The sequence below is a fragment of the Tenacibaculum amylolyticum genome (assembly GCF_964511145.1).
Taxonomy (GTDB): domain Bacteria; phylum Bacteroidota; class Bacteroidia; order Flavobacteriales; family Flavobacteriaceae; genus Polaribacter; species Polaribacter amylolyticum.
Genome location: NZ_CAZEFZ010000073.1, coordinates 19014 through 38347 on the forward strand (window position 1 = coordinate 19014; position 19334 = coordinate 38347).

Sequence of the window (19334 nt, forward strand, 5' to 3'; positions counted from 1 at the left end):
TAAAGTATACACACATTGATAACGATATTAAAAAAAGAATTCAATTCATTTTTTTCTTCTCCTGTAGCGTATTTAGTTATTGGAGTATTTTTATTAATTAATGGATTGTTTTTGTGGGTTTTTAAAGATAATTTCAATATTTTAAATGCTGGTTTTGCAGATTTAAATTCGTTTTTCTATCTGGCTCCATGGCTCTTCCTTTTTTTAATTCCAGCAATTACTATGAAAAGTTTTGCTGATGAATTTAATACTGGAACTATTGAAATTTTAAAAACCAAGCCATTAACCGATTGGCAAATTGTTCTTGGAAAATTTGCTGCTTCTTTATTATTAGTTGTAATAGCTTTGGCTCCTACTCTTACTTATGTTTATACCATTAGCGCTTTAGGAAATCCTATAGGTAATTTTGATTTAGGAACTACATTTGGTTCCTATATTGGATTGTTATTCTTAGCTTCTGTATATTGTTCGGTAGGATTATTTACGTCTACATTATCAAAGAATCAAATTGTTGCTTTTATCTTAGGAATTTGTATTTCCTTTTTCTTTTTTTATGGATTCGATGCTTTGGCTAGTTTAATGGGTAGTTCTGACTTTTACATTAAGCAGTTTGGTTTTAACGAACATTTTAAAAGTATTAGTCGTGGTGTAATAGATACCAGAGATATTATTTATTTCCTAAGTGTTAGTTTCTTCTTTTTATTCATCACTAAAAAACAATTAGAAAATGATTAAGAACTTCAAAACCATTCTTCTTGTTTTAGTAGGGATTATTGTTTTAAACTTTGCTGGAAATTATTTTTTTAAACGTTTCGATATCACTTCAGATAAACGTTATACGCTTTCAGAAGTTACTCAAGAATTAGTAAGTACCATAAATCGTCAACTTGTTATTAATGTGTATTTAGAAGGCGATTTTCCTTCTGAATTCCAACGATTACAAATAGAAACACGTCAGTTTTTAGAAGAACTTCAGGCAGAAAACTCTAATATTCGTTTTCGATTTATTAATCCGGATGATATAAAAGAAGAGCTTGTTAAAAACGGAATGATTCCTAGTCAGCTTACCGTAGAAGAAGATGGAAAGTTATCTGAAGCTCTTATCTTTCCTTGGGCTGAATTATTTTATGGAGATAAAGTACAAACTGTTTCTTTACTACCTAACACATTGGCTGCTTCACAAGAAGCTCAGTTAGCGAATGCTGTTTCAGCTTTAGAATATTCTTTCGCAAATGGAATACAACTCATTACTCAAAAAAACAGAAAAAATATTGCGATTTTATCTGGTAACGGAGAGTTAGAAGATATTCGTTTGTATAGCTTTTTAAGCGCTTTAGGAAGCAAATACAATCTTGCTAAGTTCACATTAGATTCAGTAGCAAAAAATCCAAACGCTACATTAGATAAACTCGAAAAGTTTGATTTATCTATTATTGCAAAACCTACAGAACGTTTTACTAATGAAGAAAAGTTAGTATTAGATCAGTTTGTTATGAATGGCGGAAAGTCGTTATGGATGATTGACAATTTAAATGCTGATACAGATAGCTTGTATAACGAAGGAAAAATGTTGGCATATCCTAGAGACTTGAATTTAACAGATTTATTGTTTAGCTATGGTGTTCGTATTAATAATAAGTTAGTTCAAGATTTATACGCTTCTAAATTGACTTTAGCTTCTGGAATGTTAGGTAACCAACCACAATTTGAAAGTTTTGATTGGTTTTATCATCCTTTAGTTCAAGGAAATCCAAACCATCCTATTAGTAAAAATGTTTTACCTGTTCGTTTTCGTTTTACAACACAAATTGACACTCTTAAAAAGGATATCAAGAAAACTCCATTATTAGTGAGCTCTGTATTAACAAAACTATCTGGAACTCCTACTATTGTTGAGTTAGAAAGTATTGCAAAAGAACCTACACAACAAGAATTTTCAGCTAATAGTCAGTTGTTAGCAGTATTGTTAGAAGGAGAATTTCATTCTGCATATGAAAACAGAACCAAACCTTTTAATGTTTCTGATTTCAAGAAAAAATCTATTCCAAATAAAATGGTAGTTATCGCAGATGGAGATTTAGGTAAAAATCAAATTCTAAAAGGTAAACCTTATGATTTAGGGATTGATAAATGGACACAACAACGTTTTGGAAATAAAGATTTCCTTTTGAATACAGTGGATTATTTATTAGATGATTTTGGATTAATTCAATTAAGAAACAAAACGGTACAACTACCTTCTTTAGATAAGAAAAAGGCTTATAAAGAGCGAACTTACTGGCAGTTCTTTAATATTGTTTTGCCTTTAGTTTTATTATTAATTTTTGGAGTTAGTTTTAACTATTGGAGAAAAAAGAAATACAGTTAATAACCTTAATTAACCGTTATAGTATATTGTTATTATAACTGAAAAAAGCTCAAAACAAACGTTGTTCTGAGCTTTTAAACAAATTCAAATAAATAATAAACTAAATCATTTTCTAATTCATAACAGTAACTTCTTTATAAGTAAGATTCATTTCATAAATTGTAGTCACTCTAAAAAGTATATTATAAACTTCACTTGTAGATTTTAACGGATAACCATTTTCATTACCTTCATACGTAACTGATAAAAGATTTTGATTGGCTCTGATAGCTAGTACTTCTTTAAAGTTATTTGGGAATGTCCTATAATACCTATCAAATGCTCTATAATCTCGATATTTAAATAAACCTTCCAATGAAGTAAGTCCCGCTTTTGACAGTATTAGATGTAATGGATTTAAGCTATCGTCATAAGTAAGCTTTCTTGTTGGTTTATCATCTCTAATCCCAATAACATTATCTGGATAAAAATATAACGGATTTCCTTTGTTATCAAAGTCTGAATATCGTTCTTCACAAGGTCCGTTAAAACATGTACTTGGCACAATTTTATTTATAATACCTTTAAAATCGTATAAAAATTGGAAGCTATCTCCTTCTTCGAAAGTGTTATTTTTATTTACAAATTGAGTTTCTTTAACTAGTCTTTTATTAGTATCGTATTCTAAAACAACTTTTGTAAATATTTTATTAGAATTAATTATTGATTGCTGTAAATCAGCACTTGTAAAGCCTTCTCCTATATAATATTCTGAAACTTTCCCATTAGCACCATACACAAATTCATACATTCTACCTGATACTGTTTCAGTTTCTCTTCCGTTTTGATCTAGTGTATAACCATGTAAGTAAATTTTAGAAATTAATCCTTTATCGTTGTATAAAAATTGGTCTTCTTCATAATTACTAAGGTGTCTGTTTTTTAGATTTACTCTAGTTATTTTATCAACTACAGTTACTACTTCTGATTGCGTATTTGAATTAGGATTTGTTGCTATTTCTGTATCGCTATCGCAAGATGTTAATACTAATAACAATAGTATTCCTAGTAAAAAATTTGTCTTCATGTACTCTTTATTAAATCTTTATGCAATACTTATACAATTGACTTTACATTTACCCTACAAAAAAATTAAAAACTTACTCTAAAACTTACATTGGGTGTAAATCCTAATGATTCTGTATTCTGTTCTACTAGCTTACTCTCTTCAAAACCATTTGTATTGTCCTGTACAACGTCATACCCTCTTTTAAGAATATTTTTCTTGTTATATACATTTAAAAACGAAAGATTGATTCTACCTTTTAGGGTTTTCTTACGGTTCATATAAAAATCGTATCCTGCAGAAAAATCTAAACGATGATAATCTGGCAACCTTCTATCGTTTACACCGTTTCGTACTATAAAATAATTATTGGCCAAACCACTATTAGAAGTAAAAGGAATTCCTCCTCTGTAAGTAAAACCAAGAGAGAAATTAAAATTATTGTACTTAAAATTATTAGCTATGTACAAAGAATGCGCAACATCAAAATTCCCATTAAATTCATTTCCATCATTAATTTGATCGATTACAAATGATGTTTTCCCTGTATGGTAACTTATCCAAGCATTATAGTTTTTCCAACTTTTCTTGACTAAGAAATCTAATCCTATTGTTTTTGATCTTCCTATAAACAATTCGTTTGTAAAAGAATCGAATCCGCTAGTTAAGGATGTAATTCCACTTATATTTCTTCTATAAACATCTAAGTCTATTAACCAATTGTTATTTTGTAAAAATGCTCCTAATGTAATTTGCTCGCTCTCTAATAGAGGAATGTTGTTTTTGTTTGATAATGACCATAATTGATTTTCTAATCCAAAATCTGTTGTATAAAACTCTACTACTCTAGTGATATTTTGCTGCTTTCTTTCATAAGATGAGTTCAACCAAAATTTTGGTAAAATTTTTACTTGAGCAAATGCTCTAGGTTCGAATGTGACTTTATCTAGTAATGAAAAATAATTTACTCTATTTCCAATACTTACAGTAAAATCCTTATTCTGATTATATAAATATTCGTAAAAAACTGTATGAGATTCATTTGAATCATTTTGAGTTGAATAGCTTTCTACAAATACATAGTCGTTTTTTTTCCCTAAAAGAAAATATAATTTGTTAAATGCGTACTGATAACCTAAAGTTAGTAAAGTATTTGTTCCTATTTTATACCCTACACTCGTATTAATCTCTAAGTTACTTATACGATTATCCTTCTCAGTAAAAGCATACTGTACTCCATCCTTTTGCTTATTATTTCTATATCTTAAATCGTAATCTGAATAACTTACTGCTACTTTACTACTTATTTTCTTACCAAAGCTTCGATCCCAAGTTAGATTGTAGCCTTTATTCTCTATTAATAACTCGTCTTTTTTATTATCATTAAATGTTGAGGAAGCAAAAGAATGATTTAATGAGTTTTTGATACCTATTTGACTCAATGATATTTTGTCATTATCTGTAGGTTTATATAGTATTTTAGTATTAAAATCTTGAAAAAAGGCAACAGTATTTATATCTGCATCAACTTCACTAGCAATTCTTTCATCATCAGAAATAACTGTGTACTGAAATGTTTTTTGTGATAATTCTCTGTAAGTTGGTGTGTTTAACACATCTGTAATAGATCTTCTTCCTGAAACTAACAAACTTAACTTTTTGCTGATAGGAATATTTAAATTCGCATCTACATGTGTAAAGTTTACTCCTACTGATCCTTTTATTTTTTTTGGTACTGTATTAGTCGTTTCTACATCAATTACTCCTCCTATATGATTCCCATATTTTGCATTTGATGCTCTTCTATACACTTCTACTCTATCTATAGTTTCTGGATTTAATGCAGAAATAGCTCCAAAAAAATGCGAAGCTGTAAATAATTTAATCTGATCGAATAATATTAAATTCTGATCTGGTGTTCCTCCTCTAATATGCATTCCTGTTGCCGTTTCATCTACGTTAACAATTCCTGGTAATTGCTGCACTGTATAAAAAACATCTGGTTCTGTTAGTCCTGGAATTATATCTTGATTTTTAGGTTTAAAAACCACAGCTCCATCTATAGTTTTTGATATCCCATTTGTGAGATAATTCGTTATAACAACTTCATTTAATACATCATCTTCTTCTTTAAGAGAAATTGAAGCACATGTATTTGATAATAGTTCTTCTACTACTTTTTCTTTTGTTGTGTAACCTATATAGGAAAAACGAATAGTATCTTTTAACTCAATATTCTTTAATTGGAACGCTCCGTTAATATCAGTTTCTACACCAATACTTTTATTTTTTAAAGTTATGGTTGCTCCTACTAAAGGTTCTTTAGAATTTAAAGATGTAATAGTACCACATATATCAACCTTTTTCTTTTTAGGCTTCAAAATGATGTAGCGATTATTTGAAATTTTCCTAAAAAACAATTGAGATTGCAGTTCTAAATTTTTAATAACGATCTCTAGTTCATCTTTTTTTTCTTTTATAAAAATTACTTTTTTACCATTAATTACTTCGTCATAAAAAGAAAATTTAACCTCATATAAATCACTCAACTCAACTAAAACCTCCTTTAGAGTTTTTAATTGAGTTGTTTGTGAAGTAATTGAAATTGACATGCCAAATAATAGCAAGAATAGACAAGTGTATTTCTTCATTTTATAAAACTATCATCTTGATAATACAATCGTATTATTCTTTTTTATTACATAGCTAATATTCATAGGAATTAAAACAGCATCTAAAGCTAGATTTAAATCAGAATGCACAAAACTTCCTGTAAACAGTTTATTTTGTTCTTTTATATCACCTATGAATTTCATATTGTACTGATTCTCCAACGATTTTAAAACGATTTCTAACGGAGTACTCACGAAAGTACTCTCTCCCACTACCCAAGAAGATTCATTTTTTGTTTTTTCGGTTCTTGTTCTTATCTCATTTTTCAACTTTGTGAATACTTTCCCTCTAGTTAATATGACAATTTCCCCGTTGAAATCTACACTTACTTTTCCTTCATAGCAAGTAACCTCTAGAAAATTATCATTCTCTAATACATTAAATTGAGTTCCTAAAACTGTGATAATACCTTCGTTAGTTTCTACAGTAAATGTGCTCCCTTTTTGAACTTTAAAAAATGCTTCTCCACTTAATTTTAATGTTCTATTTGTTTTCCATTTTCTTTTATTGTAAACAATAGAAGATTTAGAATTCAATATAACTTCTGAATTGTCTGGTAATACAATTGATGCTCTTTCTCCATAACCCGTTATAAATTCATCTTCTTTAAAATTAAGATAAAGCATGCTTATTAATAATGCTAACGAAGCTGCAACTGCAATGATTCTTTTGTTAAATAATGATCTTACTTTTGTTGTATTCTTTTTGCGTTTTTCAAGCTCTTTCAAAATATTTAAGTATACTTTATCACTATCTAATTTTGGTCTTTCAAAACTTTCCGATTCTTCTGCTATCCTATTAAATAAATGATAATCTTCTGTGTTTTCTAAGGCTTTTAATTCTTCTTGAGAAATTTCTCCAGAAAGCCATTTTGCTAATAATGTTTCTGATTTTTCGATTGATTCCATGAGTTTATATGCCTTTTATTTGAGTTCTTAATGTTTTTAATGCAAGGGTCATTCTTTTTTCAACTGCTTTTATCGAGATATTGAGCTCCTCTCCTATCTCTCTATATTTTTTCTTGTCTATTCTATTCATTAGAAAAACTTCTCGTTGTTTTTCAGGTAAGTTTGCAATAGCTTGTTGTAACTTCTTTAAAAATTCTTGCTCTTCTATTAAGTATTCTGGAGTTTCATTAGTACTCGTTTTAACTCCTAATTTTCTATGTGCTAATACTACTTTTTGGTGCGCATAATCATCTAGAAATAAATTATTAGCGATGGTATATAAATACGATTTAGCTTTTTCATAAATTACCTTCGAGCAGTTGGTCCATAACTTAACAAATGCTTCCTGTACAAAATCTTCTGCTTTATCACTATCTCCACATTTATATAACATGAAACCATACAATCCATCAGAATACAAATCGTATATTTTTTTATAAACTACCTGAGCACAAACAGATTTAATTTCTTTCATAAAAAGTTTCTTTACTCATATAATACGATTCAAAAGCAAAATACCCTACCAAAATTTTTTTAGGTAGGGTATTTCTTTTCTATCTCGTTTAACCTTCGAATTTTAAATAATAACATCATGAAGAATTTTAAAAAATACACTATCAGGTTGCGAGAAGTAAAAACGTTTGTAGAAGATTTAGCTGTAGGAGCTTCATATGCTATAAAACATTAATCAAAAGAATTATTAACATAAATTATACATAATTACAATGAAAAGATTTTTTCTAACAACAGCTTCATTAGCAATATTATTGTTTTCATCTTGTAGCGATAGTAGTTTTGAAACACAAGGTGTAGAAAGTTTAAACATTATTGGAGAAACTCCTTCAAATGAATCAATAACAACCACGCCTACTTCTCCTCCTACAAGTACATCAACAATTTTATACGACTTAGATTTTGAAGATGACAATGAAGGTTTTGTAGGTCATTATAGTACTAATACAGGATGGCACAGTCCTAATGATGGAGTAAAAAACATTACAGAAACTCCATATAAATCTGATATTGCTAGAGGTAAAAGCGAAGAATTTCACAACGGCTCGAGTAGTCTTTTTGAAGGAAATAACACTTATTTTTTAGGACGTGCATACAGTGGTGCCATTCCTGAAAATGGCGGATGGTCTGATACTTCTGGACACGGATCGACAATTGCTCTCTTTGGTAGCCATACCACATTAAAATTTGAAAGAGACTATAATCCTAATGAATTAAGTATTGAGTTTGATTACTATGGAAAGCGAAGATTACCTATTGGATGGAGTTCTATGCTCATTTGGTTAAAACCTAAAAATGGTGGCGAAGCAATTCATTTATCACCTGAAAATAATGGCTATCAATGGTCTAAATATTCAACAAAATTATCCGAAAAAATTCCCGCTGGAGAGTATGATTTTGTTGTTTGGCATGCACCTAAAGGAATTGCTATTGATAACATTAAAATTTACACAAATGAACCTGATAGCAGCTCGAAAATTGAAGTTGACGCAGGTACTAACAGTACTATTGTTTTACCAACAAATACTTTTGATTTAAATAGCACTATTACAAATCCTGATGGAGAAACTATTTCTTCTATTAAATGGTCTAAAGTAAGTGGTAAAGGAGTTACTTTCTCTGACGCTACTAATGAAGATACCAAAGTCTCTAATTTACAAAATGGTGAACATGTTTTTAAAGTTACTGTAACAAATGATAGCGGTGAAACTATTGAAGATACAGTTACAATTACTGTAGATGATTCTAAAGTTTTATATGGATTTACTTTTGAGGAAAACACTAATGGATTTTCTAATGTAAATGCAGTAGTTGCTAATATTGATAAATACTGTAGAGGTCAAAAAGGAGACTTTCTTCCATATCTTGGGAATTCCTATAGTGAAAATAATACTTACTTCTTAGGAATTAATCAAGGTGATTTAAATGCATGGATAAATCCAAGTGCAAGTGAGAAAAATATTCGTTTAACTAAAGATTATAATGTAAATGAACTTGGTATACAATTTAGCAGTCAAACCATAGATCCCTGGGGAGACACCACTAAAATAACTGTAACTTTAAAATCTACTTCTGGTATTGAAATAGCTTCTTTTTCAGTAGAAAATTCAAATAGTTGGGTTATCACGAATTCTTACATAAATAAAGTTATTCCTGCTGGTGATTATATCCTTAGCATTAAACATATTGGTGGTATGAATGCTGTCGATGACATTTATCTATTTATGAGATAGTAATTTTATTAAAAAAGTTTTAAATGAAAATGCTAAGGTGTAGAACCTTAGCATTTTTGTTTTCTATTTAAAATTCTATTCTTCATTATATCTAATATTATTTTCAATTTCCATTCATAAAATTATACATTCAACCAAAATTATTTTAGTGATAGTTAAAAAAATAAAATATACATAAAAAATTAACTATTTATATGTAAATTATTCAACATAAAACGTATTTAAATTAAAATTAAACCCAAATAATTATGTTGAAAAAAATTAACCTCACCCTCATTTTTTGTATAATCTTATGTAAAGTTGCTTTTAGTCAAGACAATAACTATGTTATTGGAACAGGTATTTACGATATAACTGGACAAATTGCCGAAACTAATTTCTTTGGACACGGAAATCCTTTTTTTCAAAACAAAGGAATCAAAGACAGACAGTATGCAAGAGCTTATATAATAAAAGATTCAAATCAAAATAGTGTTGTTTTTGTTTCCATAGACAAAGGAGCTACATTTCAATCTGTAAACCTAGCCGTGCTCAATAAATTAAATACTATTTATGGCAACTTATATAACGACACAAACGTAGTGATTAGTGCTACACATACCCATTCATCTCCTGGTGGTTATTCTCATTATGACCTCTATAATGTATCTACAGGAGGCTTTTTTAAAACGAATTTTGATATTCTGGTAAACGGAATTATAAATGCTATTAAACAAGCGCATAACAATTTGTCTCCTGGAAGAATTTATATTAATAAAGGGCATTTAACTAATGCTAGTATCAATCGTTCATTAGTAGCGTATAACTTAAATAAGGATGCTTCAGATTTTTCTTCTATTGACGATGAAATGACAGTTTTAAAATTTGTTCAAGGCAATAAAGAAGTTGGTATGATATCTTGGTTTGGTGTGCATCCAACAAGTTTAACAAAAAAATACAAGTATTGTAGCGGAGATAATAAAGGACATGCTTCATTAAAATTTGAGCGTTTAAAACATTCATCTTATGGAAAAGGAGAGCATACTTTTGTAGCTGCTTTCCCAAATACGAATCCAGGAGATATGTCTCCAAATTTAAATTTACCTGCTCCAGGAGATCATTATTCAGAAGCTACAGGCCCTGGTTCTAACGAAGAAGAAAGCGTAGAAATTATAGGAAACAGACAGTATCACAAAGCTTTAGAATTGTATAACAATGCTACAGAACAACTAAGAGGATCTGTAAAAGCAGTTTCGCGATACAGCGATTTTTCTTCTATTATTATTGATCCAAAATATACAGATGGTAATTATCAGTCAACATGTAAAGCGGCTTTAGGTATTTCTTTTAGAGCTGGTGCCGAAGATGGAAGAAGTGGTATTGAAATTGAAGGTAGAACTCGTTCAAATCCAAACTCTGGACCAGCAGTAGATCGTTGTCATATGGAAAAACCAATAGATCCTTTATTTTTTATTGGCTCAAATGATAGTAACCCTAGAACTCCTAAGATTTTACCAACTTCAATTTTAAAAATAGGTCAGCTTGCTATTTTAGCCGCTCCAGGAGAATTTACAGTAATGTCTGGTAGAAGAACCAAAGCTACAGTTGCTGAACATACTAATTTGGGATTACAACACTTAGTGTTTGCTGGATATTCAGATGCTTATGCTGGTTATGTAACCACAAGAGAAGAATATGCTTCACAACAATATGAAGGCGCTAGTACACATTTTGGTCCATGGACATTGGCAGCTTATCGCCAACAGTTTGATAAACTAGCACAGCAGTTAGCTAATTCAAATGCTAATCCTTGGTCGAATCCAGAACCAACTCCTCCACAAAAAAGCTTCTTAGGGCTTGATAAAACTCCTTTTATTCTATTTGATGATAAGCCTTTATTTAAAAGTTTTGGTAGTGTATATTCAAATACAAATAATTATTATAATTCAGGTCAAACCGCTAGTGTTACTTTCTGGGGAGCGCATCCTAATAACGATAATAAAGTAAATGGAACGTATTTTACTGTTGAGAAAAAAGAAGGTTCTAAATGGATTACAAAGTTTGAAGACAGAGATCTTAACACCAAATTAATATGGAAGCGTAGTGGAATTGCTAATTCTAAAATTACAATTCAGTTTAAAATAACGCCAGATGTTGAAAGCGGATATTATAGAATTGTACACACTGGTAAATGGAAAAGTGGTTGGAACTATAATTTATATCCTTACACCGGAATCAGCAATATCTTTTATGTAAATGTAAATCAGAGTAGACAGGCAGCTACAAATAAAGAAACTGTTTTTAAAGCTCCTGAAAATTTAATTTTCCCAAATCCTACTAATGGAACATTCACTTTTATAAATACACAAAAACAAACAGGTAGTTATAATATTGTAAATGCCATTGGACAAAGTATACACAATGGCAAAATTTCATCTAAACAACATCAAAATATATCTTTTGTTGGCAAAACTGGAGTCTATTTTTTACATGTGTTCTTTGACAATGGTGAGGAAGTTAAAACTTCAGTTATAAAAAAATAAACAATTATCACAATGGGCTTAAGCCCATTGGTTTTCTATTTTACAGGAAAATCTTACACATAACATAAAAGCTAAAGGAATTCCTTTAGCTTTTGTGTTATTTATTAGCATCCCTCGTCGCAACAATTATCATCTTTGACTAATTTACACGTAGAAACTGCTAAAAGCGCTCCTAAAACTGGTGCTATTAAGTATAACCATAAATCTTTAAAATGTCCAGATACTATTGCTGGTGCTAAAGAACGTGCTGGATTCATCGATGCTTTTGTAATAGGTCCAGCAAACATTGCTTCCAATAAAACAACTCCTCCAATAGCAATTCCTGCCATAATTCCTACTTCTTTACTTCCTGTTGATACATTAATAATAGTAACCATTAAAAAAAAGGTTAATAATAATTCTAATATAAATGCTCGCATAGCATCTGTTGAAGGGATTGTTGCACCATAAAATTCACTTGTAGGAAATAAAAACCATAATAAAAAGCTAGCAGTTATAGCTCCCAATACTTGGGCAGTAATATATTTTGGCACTTCTGGCCAAGGAAATTTTTTAGCATAAGCAAAAGCTATAGAAACAGCAGGATTAAAATGTGCTCCAGAAATTTCTCCAAAAGCATAAATCATAGCCATTACAATTAATCCCCATGTTATTGCTATTCCTACGTGTCCAATTGAACCATTAGTAACTTCATTAATGGTCATTGCTCCTGTACCACAAAAAATAAGTGCAAATGTTCCTATAAACTCAGAAATGTATTTTTTCATAATGACACAAAGATACAATCTGGTATTTTAAGTTTTTGTTAACATTTATCACTTCTGTAAGCTGTAATTTTATCAAGAAGAAACAAACTAATTTATTATCATGAAAAAAATACTTTTAAGCCTATTTATTGCTTGTGTTACGTTTGTTGTAAATGCACAAGTAAAAACCCCTCAACCTAGTCCTTCTTCTAAATTACAACAAACAGTTGGTTTAACTGATGTTACTGTAGAATATGCAAGGCCAGGAATGAAAGGAAGAAAAATATTTGGTGACTTAGTTCCTTTTGGAAAATTATGGAGAACTGGTGCTAATAAAAATACTGTTGTAACTTTTGATCAAGATGTTACTATTGATGGAAAAAAATTAAAGAAAGGTTCTTACGCGCTTTATACTAAGCCTGGAGCTTCTTCTTGGGAAGTTATTTTTTATAACGATACAAACAACTGGGGAACGCCAAGAAAATGGGATGATTCTAAAGTTGCTTTAACAACTACTGTTCCTGCTCAAAAAATGCCAATGCCTATTGAAACATTTACAATTTCTATTGATGATGTTAACAATAGTTCTGCTGTTTTAGGAATGTTATGGGAAAATACATATGCTGGAGTAAAGTTTGAAGTTCCTACTGATGAAGCTGTTGTAAAAAATATTGCTTCAGTAATGTCTGGGCCTTCTCCAAACGATTACTATGCTGCTGCTTCTTACTACATGGAAGAAGGTAAAGATATTAAGAAAGCTGTTGAATGGATTGACAAAGCGATTGAGTTGACTAAAGATCAACCTCGTTTTTGGTATTTACGTAAGCAATCTTTAATCCACGCAAAAGCTGGTGACAAGAAAGGTGCAATTAAAGCTGCAAAAGCTTCATTAATGCACGCTGAAAAAGCAGGAAATGCTGATTATATTAAAATGAACAAAGACTCTCTAAAAGAGTGGGGAGCTTAATATATCCAAACTTAAATTAAAAGTGTAAACTCGGATTCAAAGAATCCGAGTTTTTTATACGTAAAGGTTTCAAATACCGTATTATTATAATCTTAAACGTTATTTAAGAGTGTCCAAGCTTTCATTATTTGACCATTTTTTACAGGCAGAATTTCTCCAAATTGTAACAATACGAATTCACTTTGATGTGGTCTTAAAAAAACAAAATCATCTATCTCAATTGAAGTTTTCTTAGGTACATTTAATAATGTTTGATTTGTTGAACTTCCAAATAATGTATTTTGTTTTATTCCTTCTGGATAATAATAGTCTGCTTTCCAAAAACCACCATAAATAAATAATGATTTCTTTCTGAAAAAACTTTTTAACTTTTCTAAACCAGGAATACTTATGTTTTCAAAAGTTTTTAAAACTGGAGTAGCGATAAATGTAGCTGGTCTGTATTTTTTTAAAGAATCTATATCGAAGGTAGTTGGTTTTAAAAAACAAGATCCTATGGAAATATCATTAATGGGTGATTGCTTTGTTTTGTGTAAGTTTAAAGTAGGACTTCCCGCACCATTAAACGTCAAATCGTCTCTCCAAAGAGTTGGAAAATCATTCTGAACTACATCTTTACATTCTTCATAAAACTGATTTGCCATCTGTAAAGCTTTCTTTTCTGTTCTAATAATTTTAGGGAGTTTCACTACATGTGGATCATATCCCATAAAACCAGAAAATGCTACAAATTCATTATTTTCTTCAATCAGTTTCAATCCTTTCTTTAAAGATGCTAGCGTAGAAAAACCACCTCGATGTAATCCTACATCTATTTCAATATTTAATTGTAGTTTTTGATTAAGCTTTCTTGCTAATTCAATGTACTCAATGATTCTTTTTTCTGTATCTACTAACCACTGAATTTGAGTAAATGGGTTAAATTCTTTATGTTTTTTTTCAAGAAAACGATCGTAAAAATATTCAGCTGTCTTCACCGGCATTGGTTTTCCTAACAAAACATCGTGTCTCTTATCTAAACGAACTACTAAGTCAGATAAAAATGGTTGATGGAAAACCATTAATTTATAAGTATCTAATCGTTGAGAAATATATTCAATCAATTCATAAGAAGGTAACGATTTTACTACAATTCTAAGCGCTACGTTTTCTCTTAGATTAGATAAAGTAGTTTCTATATTTTCATCTAGTATATCTAAATCTATTACTAAGCAGGGAATTGCCCTTTGATAATTTCTTAGTACTGTATTTAAGTTTTTAAAATAAGGATTCATGATACACCTAATAGTTTTTCTAGATATGGATTGATAAATATATTCTCTGGGTCTTGTTCTTTTCTATTTTTTAGAAAAACTTCAAATTTTGGATACTTTTCTATAATATCTTCTGTGGTAAATGTATTTAACTTCCCCCAATGAGGTCTACCATCATATGCTTTAAAAACTTTTTCTAAATCAGCAAAATATGTTTTATACTCTTTTTTGTTGTAAACATGGCAAGCAATGTATGCTGAATCTCTACCATAAGCTGGACTCATGTGTATATCATCTCCTTTTACCCACCTATTTTCAATTGGAAAATGAATATTGTACTTTTTAGAATTGACTATTTTTTGCACATCTTTAAACACATCTTCATATGCTTCAGCTGGAATGTTATATTCCATTTCATTAAACTTTACCAATCTTTGCGTTGCATATACTTTATGACTGTGGTATACTTTTTTAACATTACTAATACTAGCTGCTGTAATTTTAGAAACTAATCTGTTTTGTGAAGGGAAAATTTTAGCATAATCACAAAACAATTTAAACACGTAATTTTCTAAAACATATTCAGTCCAATAATTAAAAAAGTTGACTTTATCTGGTTCTGAGTTTTCTACAATATTGGATGTTTTTGTCCAAGCTGTATTTGTATAAGGCATCCAATAGTATTCGAAATTTCTATTTTTAGAATTTCTTTCATTTAACGTTGCCAAAACATCGCTTAATCTTTCTTTTTTATTTTGAAGTTTTAATTTATAGCTTGGCACACATTGTAACGTAATTTCAGTAATGATTCCTAAACAGCCTAAAGAAACTTGAGCCGATTTAAATAATTCAGTATTCTTGCTGTTAGAACACTCTATTATTTCTCCTTTTCCATTGATAAATTTTAAAGCAGTTACTTGGTTACTAATAGATTTTAATTGCGTTCCTGTACCATGAGTTCCAGTGCTAATTGCTCCTGCAATAGATTGTACATTAATATCTCCTAAGTTTTCCATGGCTAAGTTTTCTCTAAACAACAGTTCCCCTAATAACTCTAATTTTGTTCCTCCTCTTACCGTTGCTTGCTTTTTAGTTTGATCTATAGCAATTACTCCTTGATACTTATCTAAACTTATTAAAATATGACTTGTACTACATAGTGAAGTAAATGAATGACCAGAGCCAATGACTCGTATTTTTTTTTGTGTTTCGAGCGCTTTTAAAACAAGATTTTGTATTTCCTCTTCTGAAGATGGATATGCTATTTGGTTTGGCTTCCATTGTATATTACCTGACCAGTTTTTCATTAGTTATGGGTTATTAGGTTAATGTAAGGTTGAATAACTTCGTTATATTTTTGTAGTAAAAATGTTTTACTATTCTTTTCTAATGTAGAATGATGAATCATGATTCCTTCAATCATACCAATTAATTGTTGAGCAATAACAGGAGCGGAAAGAGTTATGGTTATTTCTTTTTTTTCGAAAGAAGAAACTATGATTTGGGTTATTTCTAGGCGATATTTTTGTAGTGTGTCAAGAATTTTAACTCTAATAATTTCATCTTCTTCACTTTCTAATTGAAATAAAAAATAACGACGAATAGGAAAATGAATACCTTCTCCTGTGTTTTCTACAAAATCAATAAGGTCTAATAAAAAAAGATATCTAGTTTTTAAACGCTCTGATAAAGAAAGTTCTGCATCGTCAATTAAAATGTCTTCATATAAGTTAAAAAAGAACATTTCTAAAGCTTCTAAATAAATAGCTCGTTTATTTTTGAAGTAGTGATAAATAGCTCCTTTAGATGAAGCTGTTGCAGTTATAATATCGCTTAAACTTGTATTCTTATATCCTTTACTTAAAAATAAAGCAAAAGCAGTTGTAATGATTTTTTCTCTACCTTGTTTTGCCATGTAAATTGATTGTAATCAAATATAAACAAAAAACAAACCGATTGGTTTGTTTTTTGTTTATTTACATTTTTAGTAAAGAAAGTGTTAGATTATTTCTAATTTCTTACACTTTTTCATACACTAAATCTTTTACTCCTTCTCCTATAAATAATTGAAGAGTTTTATCATCACATAGTTCATTTATTAAAGGAATAAGTTCTTCATTTGTACCAAAAGAAATACTCTTAATCTTTTTTATTCCATTAGGATGAATATAATTTTCTGGTTTAGGGTTTATGTTAAAATAAGTCATTAAAAAAGGTATTTTTAATTCGTCTGGGAATAACACTATAAACTTTAAAAGTCTATTTTTTACATCTAAACGTTTGCTATTTCGCTCAAAATATTTTTGACGGTATTTCTTTAAAACACTTTTCTCTTCTTCTAAATCTTTCTTATAATTCTCCAAGCAAACCGCAATCAACCCTTCTTCTGAATAATGCCAATTATAAATTCTTTCTACAACTTTTCCTTTTCCAAATAGCTTCATTAAAAAATTTAAGAAGCTTGGAAGTTTTATATTTCCTATTAACTCTAAATACGGGCCTTCTGAAAAATATATCACTGCGTTATATGGATTCTTTTTAGTTCCATATTCTACAGTAAAACCTTCCTTTCTAAAAGCTTCAACTCCTTTTTCTAAGTCGTTTACTTTGTACAAAATATGTCCTACTTTCATTTTTTGTGAATAATAATGGGGTAAGAATAATCAGTCTACACTAAAATTAGTAAATAACCTTTGAGTAAACACTAGTTAAATTATTCAAATTACACTTGTAGTAAATAAATAATCAGTTATGTTGAAATAAATCGTAAAACAATTACGCTCTTCCTTCTATATCCTCTATATCAACAACGCCTGTTTCTTTTGAGCTTCCAGATTGAATCAATACTGCTAACAACATTACGATTCCACAACCTAATGCATTTAACCATAAATAAGGTAATATGTCTAAATACCAAACCACAATAATGATTAACTGTGTAATAAATGCTGCAATAAAAACTGCATTGGATTTTACATATTTTATGAAGAATGCTAGTAAGAAAATACCTAATACATTTCCATAGAAGATAGATCCTATAATATTAACTAACTGAATTAAATTATCAAACAAATTAGCCACACAAGCTACTAAAATGGCTAAAATTCCCCACCCTAATGTAAACCACTTCGACATAGCTACATAATGATGTTCTGTTTTTTCTTTTGTTTGATTTCTTTTATATAAATCAATAGCTGTAGTAGATGCTAACGCATTTAATTCCGACGCTGTAGAAGACATTGCTGCCGATAAAATAACGGCTAATAATAAACCTATAAGTCCCTTAGGTAAATTATGTAAAATAAAGTGAATAAACACATAATCTTTATCGTTCGTCTCTACTGTTGAATCTGATTTTTTAATAATTGCTTGTGCTTCTGTTTTTAAAGCAGCATCTTCTGCATTTAAAACTTGTAATTGTGCCTTACTTGCATCTGTAAGACCACTTAAAATAAGAGTTTTCTTCTCCTGCTCTATTTCTTGGTGTCTTTTTTCTAAGTTTTTATATGCTGGTGCATATTCAGAATTAATTACTGCTTCTTGTGCTGTAGGATTAAAATTTAAAGGAGACTCGTTAAACTGATAAAAAACAAATACCATTACTCCTACCAATAAAATAAAGAATTGCATTGGTACTTTTAATAATCCATTGAAAATCAAACCTAACTGACTTTCTCTTACAGATTTCCCTGATAAATAGCGTTGTACTTGACTCTGATCTGTTCCGAAGTACGATAACATTAAAAAAGTTCCACCTAAGAAACCTGTCCAAACTGTATAACGGTTGTTTAAATCCCATGAGAAATCTAAGACTTTCATTTTATCACTTGCTCCTGCAATTTCTAATGCTTTAGAAAAAGTAATTCCGTCTGGTAAGTATTGAAGAATTAAATAAAAAGCTATGAACATACCAGCAAAAATAATTGCCATTTGTTGCTTTTGTGTTACACTTACTGCTTTAGTTCCTCCACTAACAGTGTAAATAATTACTAAGAAACCTATAATGACATTCAGCGTAATTAAATCCCAACCTAACACTGCTGATAAAATAATTGCTGGTGCATAAATTGTAATTCCTGCTGCTAATCCTCTTTGGATTAGAAATAAAATGGCCGCTAATGTTCTTGTTTTTAAATCGAACCTACTTTCTAAGTATTCGTAGGCTGTGTACACTTTTAATTTGTGATAAATAGGTATAAAGACCAAACATATAATTACCATGGCAATTGGTAATCCAAAATAGAACTGTACAAATCCCATTCCGCTATGAAATGCTTGACCTGGTGTAGATAAAAAAGTGATGGCACTAGCTTGTGTTGCCATTACAGACAACCCGATAGTCCACCACTTTGTTTCGTTTCCGCCTTTTATATATTGTTCTACGCTTTCACTACCTCTTGTTTTCCATGTTCCATATAAAACAATAAACAATAGTGTAATGGATAGTACAATCCAATCTAAAATTTGCATGAGTAACTTATTTAGTTAGTATATATGTTAGTTATAAAATAAAAAAGGACAATGTACATTAAATTTGCTAGCAGTACGACTGTGTACTCTTTTTTCC

General features: G+C 29.8%; 15 protein-coding genes. 5 read left to right on the top strand and 10 right to left on the bottom strand.

Annotation, left to right across the window (positions count from 1 at the left end; translation table 11 throughout):
- The first annotated feature begins 15 nt into the window (after positions 1 to 15).
- Positions 16 to 735: a gliding motility-associated ABC transporter permease subunit GldF gene (gene gldF / locus ACKTTC_RS17605; RefSeq protein ID WP_408041172.1), complete on the top strand. Its 720-nt coding sequence runs from the start codon at positions 16 to 18 to the stop codon at positions 733 to 735.
- Positions 728 to 2368 (top strand): gliding motility-associated ABC transporter substrate-binding protein GldG, encoded by a 1641-nt coding sequence (gene gldG / locus ACKTTC_RS17610; RefSeq protein WP_408041173.1) that lies wholly within the window; start codon positions 728 to 730, stop codon positions 2366 to 2368. Before gldF ends, gldG begins: the two co-directional genes overlap by 8 nt.
- A 112-nt stretch (positions 2369 to 2480) precedes the next feature.
- Here gldG and ACKTTC_RS17615 read toward each other — a convergent pair whose 3' ends face one another.
- The 4 genes from ACKTTC_RS17615 to ACKTTC_RS17630 form a co-directional block, all read right to left on the bottom strand.
- Positions 2481 to 3434 carry a hypothetical protein gene (locus ACKTTC_RS17615; protein WP_408041174.1) on the bottom strand — a complete coding sequence of 318 codons (954 nt, stop codon included), beginning with the start codon at positions 3432 to 3434 and terminating at the stop codon, positions 2481 to 2483.
- Positions 3435 to 3499: 65 nt separating this feature from the next.
- Positions 3500 to 6064 (bottom strand): TonB-dependent receptor, encoded by a 2565-nt coding sequence (locus ACKTTC_RS17620; RefSeq protein WP_408041175.1) that lies wholly within the window; start codon positions 6062 to 6064, stop codon positions 3500 to 3502.
- A gap of 12 nt (positions 6065 to 6076) precedes the next feature.
- A complete protein-coding gene (locus ACKTTC_RS17625) occupies positions 6077 to 6994 on the bottom strand; it encodes a FecR family protein (RefSeq protein ID WP_408041176.1) in 918 nt (305 codons plus the stop codon).
- A gap of 4 nt (positions 6995 to 6998) precedes the next feature.
- Complete coding sequence (locus ACKTTC_RS17630) at positions 6999 to 7508, bottom strand: RNA polymerase sigma factor (protein WP_408041177.1); 510 nt, start codon at positions 7506 to 7508, stop codon at positions 6999 to 7001.
- A gap of 250 nt (positions 7509 to 7758) precedes the next feature.
- On the opposite strand from ACKTTC_RS17630, the gene ACKTTC_RS17635 reads away from it, so the two are divergent.
- Both ACKTTC_RS17635 and ACKTTC_RS17640 read left to right on the top strand, forming a co-directional pair.
- Positions 7759 to 9279 carry a PKD domain-containing protein gene (locus tag ACKTTC_RS17635; protein WP_408041178.1) on the top strand — a complete coding sequence of 507 codons (1521 nt, stop codon included), beginning with the start codon at positions 7759 to 7761 and terminating at the stop codon, positions 9277 to 9279.
- A gap of 248 nt (positions 9280 to 9527) precedes the next feature.
- Positions 9528 to 11801: a neutral/alkaline non-lysosomal ceramidase N-terminal domain-containing protein gene (locus ACKTTC_RS17640; protein WP_408041179.1), complete on the top strand. Its 2274-nt coding sequence runs from the start codon at positions 9528 to 9530 to the stop codon at positions 11799 to 11801.
- Positions 11802 to 11905: 104 nt separating this feature from the next.
- Here ACKTTC_RS17640 and ACKTTC_RS17645 read toward each other — a convergent pair whose 3' ends face one another.
- Positions 11906 to 12568 carry an MIP/aquaporin family protein gene (locus ACKTTC_RS17645; protein WP_408041180.1) on the bottom strand — a complete coding sequence of 221 codons (663 nt, stop codon included), beginning with the start codon at positions 12566 to 12568 and terminating at the stop codon, positions 11906 to 11908.
- A gap of 100 nt (positions 12569 to 12668) precedes the next feature.
- On the opposite strand from ACKTTC_RS17645, the gene ACKTTC_RS17650 reads away from it, so the two are divergent.
- Positions 12669 to 13514, top strand: a complete 846-nt coding sequence (locus tag ACKTTC_RS17650) for a DUF2911 domain-containing protein (RefSeq protein WP_408041181.1) — start codon at positions 12669 to 12671, stop codon at positions 13512 to 13514.
- Between the two features lie 92 nt (positions 13515 to 13606).
- On the opposite strand, the gene ACKTTC_RS17655 is transcribed toward ACKTTC_RS17650, so the two are convergent.
- The 5 genes from ACKTTC_RS17655 to ACKTTC_RS17675 form a co-directional block, all read right to left on the bottom strand.
- Positions 13607 to 14788, bottom strand: a complete 1182-nt coding sequence (locus ACKTTC_RS17655) for an alanine racemase (protein ID WP_408041182.1) — start codon at positions 14786 to 14788, stop codon at positions 13607 to 13609.
- Positions 14785 to 16074 (bottom strand): D-arabinono-1,4-lactone oxidase, encoded by a 1290-nt coding sequence (locus ACKTTC_RS17660; RefSeq protein WP_408041183.1) that lies wholly within the window; start codon positions 16072 to 16074, stop codon positions 14785 to 14787. Before ACKTTC_RS17660 ends, ACKTTC_RS17655 begins: the two co-directional genes overlap by 4 nt.
- Positions 16074 to 16682: a TetR/AcrR family transcriptional regulator gene (locus ACKTTC_RS17665; RefSeq protein ID WP_408041184.1), complete on the bottom strand. Its 609-nt coding sequence runs from the start codon at positions 16680 to 16682 to the stop codon at positions 16074 to 16076. The genes ACKTTC_RS17660 and ACKTTC_RS17665 overlap by 1 nt, the downstream gene beginning before the upstream one ends.
- 103 nt (positions 16683 to 16785) lie before the next feature.
- Positions 16786 to 17400, bottom strand: a complete 615-nt coding sequence (locus tag ACKTTC_RS17670; protein WP_408041185.1) for a VOC family protein — start codon at positions 17398 to 17400, stop codon at positions 16786 to 16788.
- A gap of 142 nt (positions 17401 to 17542) precedes the next feature.
- Entirely contained in the window at positions 17543 to 19237 is a 1695-nt protein-coding gene (locus ACKTTC_RS17675) for a sodium:solute symporter (protein ID WP_408041186.1), read from the bottom strand.
- Positions 19238 to 19334 lie beyond the last annotated feature (97 nt).